The 1,201-nt window shown below is 65.9% G+C and carries 2 protein-coding genes and 1 pseudogene; 2 read left to right on the forward strand and 1 reads right to left on the reverse strand.

The window, feature by feature from the left end; all coding sequences use genetic code 11:
* A partial coding sequence (locus EN969_RS31885; RefSeq protein ID WP_127419775.1) for an alkaline phosphatase PhoX occupies positions 1 to 287 on the forward strand: 287 nt, incomplete at its 5' end.
* 145 nt (positions 288 to 432) lie between these two features.
* Positions 433 to 657, forward strand: coding sequence for a hypothetical protein (locus EN969_RS31890; RefSeq protein WP_024502214.1), 225 nt, complete (start codon positions 433 to 435; stop codon positions 655 to 657).
* Here the strand turns inward: EN969_RS31890 and EN969_RS31895 are convergent.
* Positions 649 to 1,201: pseudogene (locus tag EN969_RS31895) on the reverse strand (NAD(P)-binding domain-containing protein); the annotation flags it as partial. The gene EN969_RS31890 and the pseudogene EN969_RS31895 overlap by 9 nt on opposite strands.

Here is a 1,201-nt window from a genome sequence, read left to right on the forward strand (position 1 = left end):
GTCTGTGGGCGGTGGACACGGAAGGGGTGGCGCGGGCGACCTCGAAACTGTTCTTCCGCGTGCCGATCGGCGCCGAAATGTGCGGTCCGCTGTTTGCGCCCGACGACCAGACCGCCTTCGTCGCCGTCCAGCATCCGGGCGATGGCGGCGAGGACTGGGAAGCGTTCGGCCGCCCGTCCTACTATGAGGATCTGTCGACGCGCTGGCCCGACTTCAAGCCCGACATGCCGGTGCGGCCGTCGGTGGTCGCCATCACCAGACAGGGCGGCGGCAAGATCGCGGTCTGATTGCCCTCCAGCATGGGGCGCAGCAGCGGAGCAGATTTGCACCGCTGCCGCCCTTTGAAGTCGCGGCATGGGGTGAAGTCGGTCAAGCCTCGGGAAAGATTGGCAATTTAAACATGGCGCCCTAGGTCTTTATCAGGAGATCGCCATGTCGAAGTCCGTCTATGACCGTGGCTTGCTCAAGCCAGCCGATATCGCCAAGCTGCAGCGCGTGTTCGACGAGGCCTGCCGGCGGCGCGAGGCACATCCCGATTCCGCCGACGCGCGGGAAATCGCGCTTAACCTGCTCGCCCTGCACAATGCCGGCATGGAGGAAGAGGACATGCTGATGGAGGCCGTCGGTTTCCGGCGGCTGGAACCCAAATCAGCGTGATGCGCCGGGTTGGTGCGAGGCCGACCCTGCAATCCGTTTGGCGATCGCCTTGGCCAGGATACCGGCATTGGCGAAGCAGCCGCGAATGCTCGGCCGCATGCCGGTGAACCACAGACCGGGCAATTTCGGATCGGCTTGCCCGCCGTTGAAGAGCGGAACGCCCTTGGCGTCGAGCACGCCGAGCTTGCCGACCATCGGCTCCAGCCCGGTGCGGTAGCCTGTCGCGGCAATGACGATGTCAGGATAGATCAGGCTGCCATCGGCCAGGATCACGCCGTCACGGGTGAATTCCCTTATGCCAGGTACGACGGTGATCTTGCCGGCCTTTATGGCGCTGACGGCGCCGTCGTCGGCGGCGATCGCGGTGTAATCCGAGGTCAGGCGGCTGGCGCCGCCCGCAGGCGCGGGCGGCAGGCCGAATTTGGTCAGGTCGCCGAAAGCCAGGCGCTGCGTCGCCGACATCACCGCGTCGGCGACCCGCAACGGCAAGCGAGCCATGAACGGCGAAAGCCGGTGCACGGCGATCTTGCCGATGCGCTTGGGC

It is taken from the genome of Mesorhizobium sp. M7A.F.Ca.CA.003.01.2.1 (assembly GCF_003998945.1).
Classification (GTDB): domain Bacteria; phylum Pseudomonadota; class Alphaproteobacteria; order Rhizobiales; family Rhizobiaceae; genus Mesorhizobium; species Mesorhizobium ciceri.